We start from the raw sequence: 7083 nt of genomic DNA, 5'->3' as shown, positions 1-7083 counted from the left end.
GGAGGGAGGGCGAAGCAGGGCGCCCGAGCCGACGCCCGCGCGAGGCAGGTCTGTTTTCGGCATGTCGAGGTCGCATTGCGCCCTCCTCGGCGGCGCGGCTTGCGCTGTACTGGCGTGCACGCCCGCCAGGCCAAGCCGCTCCCCAACCAGGCAAGGACGATCCATGAACAGACTCGCACACTGGCTGCTCGCGCTCACCCTGCTCGGCTCCAGCAGCCTGCACGCCACCGAGGCCGCTCGCTGCGAGCTGGTGCGCCTGCCCGACGTCGGCTGGACCGACATCACCATGACCACCGCGGTGGCCCGCCTGGTGCTCGGCGAACTCGGCTACCGCACCCAGATCAAGCGCCTGTCGCTGCCGGAGACCTACCGCGCCCTCGCCGAAGGCCGGATGGACGTGTTCCTCGGCAACTGGATGCCGGCACAAGCCGAACTGATCCAGGCACACCTGGACAGCGGCCGGATCGAGCTGCTGCACACCAACCTGCCGGCCGTGCGCTACACCCTGGCGGTGCTGGCCCCCGGTTACGAGGCCGGATTGCAGGATTTCGCCGATATCCACAAGTTCAAGGAGCAGCTCGGCGGGCAGATCTTCGGCATCGAGCCCGGCAACGAGGGCAACGAGATGGTCAAGGCGATGATCCGCGACGACCGCTTCGGCCTGCGCGGCTTCAGCCTGGTGGAGTCCAGCGAGAGCGGCATGCTCAATCACGTCGAACGCGCCCAGCGCCTGGGCAAATGGGCGGTGTTCCTCGGCTGGGAACCGCACCCGATGAACGAGCGCCTGCGCATGCACTACCTGGCCGGCGGCGACGAGTATTTCGGCCCCGACTTCGGCGCGGCGCAGGTCAATACCGTGGCGCGCGGCGGCTTCAGCGCCGAATGCCCGAACCTGACGCGGCTGCTGCGCAACATGACCTTCACCATCGCCGCGGAGAACCAGCTGATGAGCGCGGTGCTGGAAGGCAACACCAACCGCCGCCGGGTAGCCAAGGCCTGGATCGAGAACAACCCGCAGACCATCGCCGCCTGGCTCGCGGGCGTGACCCACCAGCGCGGCACGCCCAGCGGCGGCCTCTTCGGCCTGTCGCCGGGGCACTGAAACGCCCGGCGCGCCGAGCGCGGCGCAGCAGCCGTTGACCACTCGTGCGGCAAGGCCGCTTGGCCCAGGCAAGGCTCCGATCGCCTCGCCCATTGCCCTCGCGGCGTTTTTATTCGATGGCGCCGCAGCCCCCGCGATACGCCGCCTGACGCCTTCTCGCCGGGCCGCGAATCAGGCCCGGCGCGGCCTGCAGCCTTGGCCAAGGGCTAAAAAAGTCTGTTAAGGTTTTTCAAGGCTGCAGCTTGCAGTCAACGGCCACAGGCGCAGCGAACCGGCGGCGAATGCACGACAACAGGCGGCGGACGACGGCATGTCGTGGCGCAACACGTCAGAGTCGCAAATCGACAATTGCCGGGCCTCCAAGGCTATATCGTTGAGTCAGCCGATAACGTCGCTGCCGCCACTGCCCAGCAGGGCGGCAGACCAGAGCCCACACCTCTGGACCGAAGAACAGACAGCGCTGGTGCCCTCCCGACGGGCGCCGGACCAACAAGAAATTTCGGATGCACGCATGCGCCAGGACGGCGTATGAACCCCCAAGGGACTGGGTTTCGAAACACTGCCAGAGGGTTTGGAAAGCGGTTTGCAACACGGCAAGGCATGGGACACTCATCTGCACGATCGGGCAACGCACTGGGCGCACCGCGTCCATCCTGCGTGCGCTGCGGCGTGCCCGAGCGCCCCTGCCGCATCCCGGCGCAACTCGCTCGCCACCCCCCCGACATTCAGCACACACCCACACAGGCATCGGAAGTCTGACGCACCTGACGAACGCCCCGACGGCGCGCGCCAGCTTGTGCCAGTCTGAACAGGATGCCGATTGAAGGGGAAACGTCCCATGCAGTCTGGAAAGATCGTGGTCGAGCACCTGTACAAGGTCTTCGGCCCCAACCCACAAGAAGCCATCGAGCTGCTCAAGGAAGGTTGGAGCAAGGAGAAGATCCTCGCCGAGAAAGGCGCGGTGATCGGCGTCAGCGATGTCTCGTTCAGCGTCGAGGAGGGCGAGATCTTCGTCCTCATGGGCCTGTCCGGCTCCGGCAAGTCCACCCTGATCCGCCTGATCAACCGCCTGGTCGAACCCAGCGGCGGCGACGTCTACATCGACGGGCAGAACGTCGCCAAGCTGCCGCAGTCGCAGCTGATCGACCTGCGTCGGCGCGACATGAGCATGGTCTTCCAGTCCTTCGCCCTGATGCCCTCGCGCAGCGTGCTGGACAACGCCGCGTTCGGCCTGGAAGTGGCCGGCGTCGGCCGCAAGGAACGCGAGCAGCGCGCCATGAACGTGCTCAAGCAGGTCGGCCTCGACACCTTCGCCCACAAGTACCCGCACGAGCTGTCCGGCGGCATGCAGCAGCGCGTCGGCCTGGCCCGCGCGCTGGCGGTGAACCCCTCGATGATCATCATGGACGAGGCCTTCTCCGCCCTCGACCCGCTCAAGCGTCGCGAGATGCAGGACGTGCTGCTGGAGCTGCAGAAGACCCACCGGCGCACCATCATCTTCGTCTCCCACGACATCGAGGAGGCCATGCGCATCGGTAGCCGCATCGGCATCATGGAAGGCGGCAAGCTGATCCAGGTCGGCACCCCGCAGGAGCTGATCGACAAGCCGGCCAACGACTACGTGCGCAACTTCTTCGACACCGTCGACACCAGCCGCTACCTCACCGCCGGCCAGCTCAAGGCCGACAGCGTGCCGACCTACGTCTACAACGGCAAGGCGCCGGATGCGGCGAAGATCTGCAAGGAACTGCAGGCGCTGGACAAGCACTACGCCTTTATCGTCGACGAGCAACGCAATTTCTGCGGTTCCATCAGCCTGGAGAAGATCGCCCTGATGGTCGACGGCGACACGCCGCGGCCGCTGGAGACCACGGCCCTCAAGCAGGTGGTGCCGGTGCCGGAAAACATGCCGCTGGACAAGGTCATCGACCGCCTGGTGGACAACGAAGGGCCGATCCCGGTGGTCGACGCCGAGGGCCATTACTGCGGCGCCATCAGCAAGGGCCGGCTGTTGACCCGCCTGCAGGGGGAATCCCATGAGTGAGAAGAAACTCGACCTGGGCAGCTGGGTCAACGACGTCGTCCAGCACCTGCTGGACAACTACAGCGGCGCCTTCGACAGCGTCGGCAGCCTGGTCAGCGGCTTCTCCGAAGGCATCGAGCAGCTGCTGATGCTGCCGCCGGCCTGGCTGCTCATCGCCATCTTCGTCGGCCTCGGCCTGTGGCGCATCGGCGCGCGCTTCGCCGCCTTCACCGCGGTGTCGTTCATCCTCATCGTCATGACCGGCTTCTGGGAACAGACCGTGGTGACCCTCGGCCTGACCTTCTCCGCCACCCTGATCAGCCTGCTGCTGGGCATCCCGCTGGGCATCTGGGCGGCCAGGAGCGAGCGGGTGGCGCTGGTGATCCGGCCGATCCTCGACTTCATGCAGACCATGCCGGCGTTCGTCTACCTGATCCCGGCGGCCATGCTGTTCGGCCTCGGCCGCGTGCCGGGGATCATCGCCACGGTGATCTTCGCCATGCCGCCGGCGGTGCGCCTGACCAGCCTGGGGATTCGCCAGGTCAACAAGGAAATCATCGAGGCCGGCCAGTCGTTCGGCTGCAACGGCCGCCAGCTGCTGTTCAAGGTGCAACTGCCCAACGCCATGCCGTCGATCATGGCCGGGGTCAACCAGACCATCATGATGGCGCTGTCGATGGTGATCATCGCCTCCATGGTCGGTGCCGGCGGCCTGGGCAACGACGTGCTGGCGAGCATCCAGCGTCTCGACATCGGTCTAGGCTTCGAGAGCGGCATGGCCGTGGTGCTGCTGGCGATCATCCTCGACCGCATCACCGAGAGCTTCGGCACCAAGCAGACCGCCCGCGGCGGCATCTTTGCCTGGTTCAGCGGCAAGCTGCAGCGCCAGTAAACGTCTTTTCACCTCACAGGGAACCGCAGATGAACACGATCAAGACCACCGCCGCCCTCGCCCTGCTGACCTGCGCCCTGGCGCAGGGCGCCTGGGCCGCCGAGCCGGAAAGCTGCAAGCAGGTGCGTTTCGCCGAAATCGGCTGGGCCGACATCGCCGCCACCACCGGCGTGGCCATGACCCTGGTCGAAGGCCTGGGCTACCAGCCGCGCAAGATCATGGCCTCGGTGCCGATCGCCTTCACCGGGGTGAAGAACGGCCAGGTCGACGTGTTCCTCGGCTACTGGGCGCCGTCGATGGACGCGGTGATCGAGCCCTTCCGCAAGGACGGCGGGGTCAAGGTGCTGGAAAAACCCAATCTCGAAGGCGCCAAGTACACCCTGGCGGTGCCGACCTACGCCGCCGAGGCGGGGCTGAAAAGCTTCCAGGACATCGCCAAGTTCAAGGACCAGCTCGGCGGCAAGATCTACGGCATCGAGCCGGGTAACGACGGCAACCTGCTGATCGACGGCATGATCAAGGGCGACCAGTTCGGCCTCGGCGGCTTCCGCATGGTCGAGTCCAGCGAGGCCGGCATGCTGGTGCAGGTGTCACGGGCGATCAAGAAGCAGGAGCCGGTGGTGTTCCTCGGCTGGGCACCGCACCCGATGAACACCCAGTTCGACATCACCTACCTGGCCGGCGGCGACGAGGTGTTCGGCCCCGACTACGGCGCGGCCAAGGTCTACACCGTGGTGCCGCCGGACTACGAGGCGCGCTGCGCCAACGTCGGCAAGCTGCTGAACAACCTGCAGTTCAGCGTCGAGATCGAAAGCCAGCTGATGGAAAAGGTGCTGGAGAAGGAAAACCCGCAGGACGTCGCCAAGGCCTGGATCAAGGCCAACCCGGCGATCCTCGACCAGTGGCTGAGCGGCGTGACCACCTTCGACGGCCAGGACGGCGCGGCCGCGGTGAAGAAACACGTCGGCCTCTGACGCCACCCCGTATTCGGGCCCGGACGCGCATCCTCCGGGCCTGGAAACCTCCTCATCGATGCACGCGCGGTCGCGGCCAGACCGCGATGGGGAGGGCTTTGCCCGCGAACCGGCGGCCAGCAGCGACGGCCGGCGCGCCAGGCCCGCAATCAGAACGAGCCAGTCAACACCTTTGCAACTGCCACTCAACTGACGGAGCACCAAGATATGCGCGTACTCAAGCAACTCTGCCTCGGCGCCGCCGCCCTGGCGCTCGGCCTGGGCAGCGCCCTCGCCGCCGACAAACCCACCCTGAAGATCGGCTACGTCAACGGCTGGGACGACAGCGTCGCCGCCACCCATGTCGCCGGCGAGATCCTGCAGAGCAAGCTCGGCTACCCGGTGGAACTCAAGCCGGTCGAACCCGCCATCATGTGGCAGGGCGTGGCTCGCGGCGACCTCGACGCCACCCTCTCGGCCTGGCTGCCGGCCACCCACGGCGAGTACTACGCCAAGCTCAAGGACAAGGTGGTAGTGCTCGGCGCCAACTACCAGGGCGCCAAGATCGGCCTGATCGTGCCCGACTACGTCGAGGCCAAGACCATCGCCGACCTGGAGAAGTACGCCAAGGACTTCGACGGCAAGATCACCGGCATCGACGCCGGCGCCGGCGTGATGCGCCGCACCGAAGACGCCATCAAGCAGTACGAACTGACCAGCATCAAGCTGATGCCCAGCTCCGGCCCGGCCATGGCCACCGCCCTGACCCGCGCCGAGAAGGCGGGCAAGCCCATAGTGGTGACCGGCTGGATTCCGCACTGGATGTTCGCCAAGTGGAAACTGCGCTTCCTCGAAGACCCGAAGAAGGTCTACGGCGACGACGAGCACGTCGACACCGTGGTCAACCCGGGCCTCGAGGCCAAGGCTGCCGACGCCACCGCCTTCCTCAAGAAGTTCTCCTGGAGCGGCGAGGAAGTCGGCGCGGTGATGCTGGCCATCCGCGACGGCGCCAAGCCGGAACAGGCCGCCAAGGACTGGATCGCCGCCAACCCCGAGCGCGTCGCGGGCTGGTTGCAGTAAGGCTCAGACTGGCGTGAACACGAAGCGGGCTCAGGCCCGCTTCGTCGTTGCTGGCGATGCGGCCTCGGGGGCGTCGCGCGCGCCACGACCACCGGCCAGGCGTCGGCGTTATCATCGCGCCCTCCCAGGACTACACCCGGCCTTCACGATGCAGCACCAGCGCCCATTACCGCCACGGCTGCCGCGCAACGCCTTCGAACGCCGGGTACAGGTCATTGCCGGCAGTCCCGAGGGCTACAAGCTGCTGCTGTTACCTTACCTTCCCGCCTGGCTCGCACCGGCGACCTGGAACCTGTGGGGCAACCTTGGCGGCACGCTCCTCATCATCGGCGTCTGCGTGGCGGCCGTGCTGGTGTCCATTCATTGCAACGAGCGCGTGCTGGCCGCGCTGAGTCACGGCCAGGACGGCCGCAGCGTGACGGCCTTGTTCACCCGCCACCTCTTGCTCGGCACCGCGCTGAGCACGGCCCTCTTCCTGGCAAATGTCCTGTTCCAATAACCTGGCCAGCAGGGACAGCGGCGCCATGCCCGGACCCCGCATTGATTGATCGAACGATCAAAATCCGCCTAGACTCCGGCCCTACTTCCCCCCGCTGGAGAGACCCATGCCCAAGGTCGGCATGCAGCCCATCCGTCGTTCGCAACTGATCGCCGCCACCCTGGAGGCCGTCGACCAGGTCGGCATGGCCGATGCCAGCATCGCCTATATCGCCCGCCTGGCCGGGGTATCCAACGGCATCATCAGTCACTACTTCAACGACAAGAACGGCCTGCTCGAAGCGACCATGCGTCACCTGATGCAGGCGCTCAGCGAGGCGGTGGGCGAACGCCGCCGGGCGCTGCGCGAGGACGGTCCGCGCGCTCACCTGAAGGCGATGATCGACGGCAACTTCGACGACAGCCAGGTCAGCGGCCCGGCGATGAAGACCTGGCTGGCGTTCTGGGCCAGCAGCATGCACCAGCCGGCACTGCGCCGCCTGCAGCGGGTCAACGACCACCGTCTGTATTCCAACCTCTGCGGCCAGTTCCGCCG

At 66.6% G+C, this 7083-nt stretch carries 7 protein-coding genes; all 7 read left to right on the top strand.

The features are described from left to right. Positions 1–163: 163 nt before the first annotated feature. Positions 164–1102, top strand: coding sequence for an ABC transporter substrate-binding protein (locus N878_RS09455; RefSeq protein ID WP_021443422.1), 939 nt, complete (start codon positions 164–166; stop codon positions 1100–1102). Between the two features lie 838 nt (positions 1103–1940). Continuing rightward, positions 1941–3146 carry a glycine betaine/L-proline ABC transporter ATP-binding protein gene (locus tag N878_RS09450; protein ID WP_021443421.1) on the top strand — a complete coding sequence of 402 codons (1206 nt, stop codon included), beginning with the start codon at positions 1941–1943 and terminating at the stop codon, positions 3144–3146. Then, positions 3139–4017 carry a proline/glycine betaine ABC transporter permease gene (locus tag N878_RS09445; RefSeq protein ID WP_021443420.1) on the top strand — a complete coding sequence of 293 codons (879 nt, stop codon included), beginning with the start codon at positions 3139–3141 and terminating at the stop codon, positions 4015–4017. Before N878_RS09450 ends, N878_RS09445 begins: the two co-directional genes overlap by 8 nt. Positions 4018–4046: 29 nt before the next feature. Beyond that, positions 4047–4991, top strand: a complete 945-nt coding sequence (locus N878_RS09440) for a choline ABC transporter substrate-binding protein (RefSeq protein ID WP_021443419.1) — start codon at positions 4047–4049, stop codon at positions 4989–4991. A gap of 207 nt (positions 4992–5198) precedes the next feature. After that, positions 5199–6050, top strand: coding sequence for a glycine betaine ABC transporter substrate-binding protein (locus N878_RS09435; RefSeq protein ID WP_021443418.1), 852 nt, complete (start codon positions 5199–5201; stop codon positions 6048–6050). Positions 6051–6198: 148 nt separating this feature from the next. Then, complete coding sequence (locus tag N878_RS09430; protein WP_021443417.1) at positions 6199–6549, top strand: hypothetical protein; 351 nt, start codon at positions 6199–6201, stop codon at positions 6547–6549. A 106-nt stretch (positions 6550–6655) separates the two neighbouring features. Then, on the top strand, positions 6656–7083 hold a 428-nt coding region (gene betI / locus N878_RS09425), incomplete at its 3' end, for a transcriptional regulator BetI (RefSeq protein WP_021443416.1).

Source organism: Pseudomonas sp. EGD-AK9 (assembly GCF_000465935.2).
GTDB lineage: Bacteria > Pseudomonadota > Gammaproteobacteria > Pseudomonadales > Pseudomonadaceae > Aquipseudomonas.
This window is presented reverse-complemented; position numbering and strand designations above follow the sequence as displayed.

Bases quoted from the DNA above. Each gene is read 5' to 3' on its own strand.
- N878_RS09455 (WP_021443422.1), top strand. From the start codon at position 164: ATGAACAGACTCGCACACTGGCTGCTCGCGCTCACCCTGCTCGGCTCC.
- N878_RS09450 (WP_021443421.1), top strand. From the start codon at position 1,941: ATGCAGTCTGGAAAGATCGTGGTCGAGCACCTGTACAAGGTCTTCGGC.
- N878_RS09445 (WP_021443420.1), top strand. From the start codon at position 3,139: ATGAGTGAGAAGAAACTCGACCTGGGCAGCTGGGTCAACGACGTCGTC.
- N878_RS09440 (WP_021443419.1), top strand. From the start codon at position 4,047: ATGAACACGATCAAGACCACCGCCGCCCTCGCCCTGCTGACCTGCGCC.
- N878_RS09435 (WP_021443418.1), top strand. From the start codon at position 5,199: ATGCGCGTACTCAAGCAACTCTGCCTCGGCGCCGCCGCCCTGGCGCTC.
- N878_RS09430 (WP_021443417.1), top strand. From the start codon at position 6,199: ATGCAGCACCAGCGCCCATTACCGCCACGGCTGCCGCGCAACGCCTTC.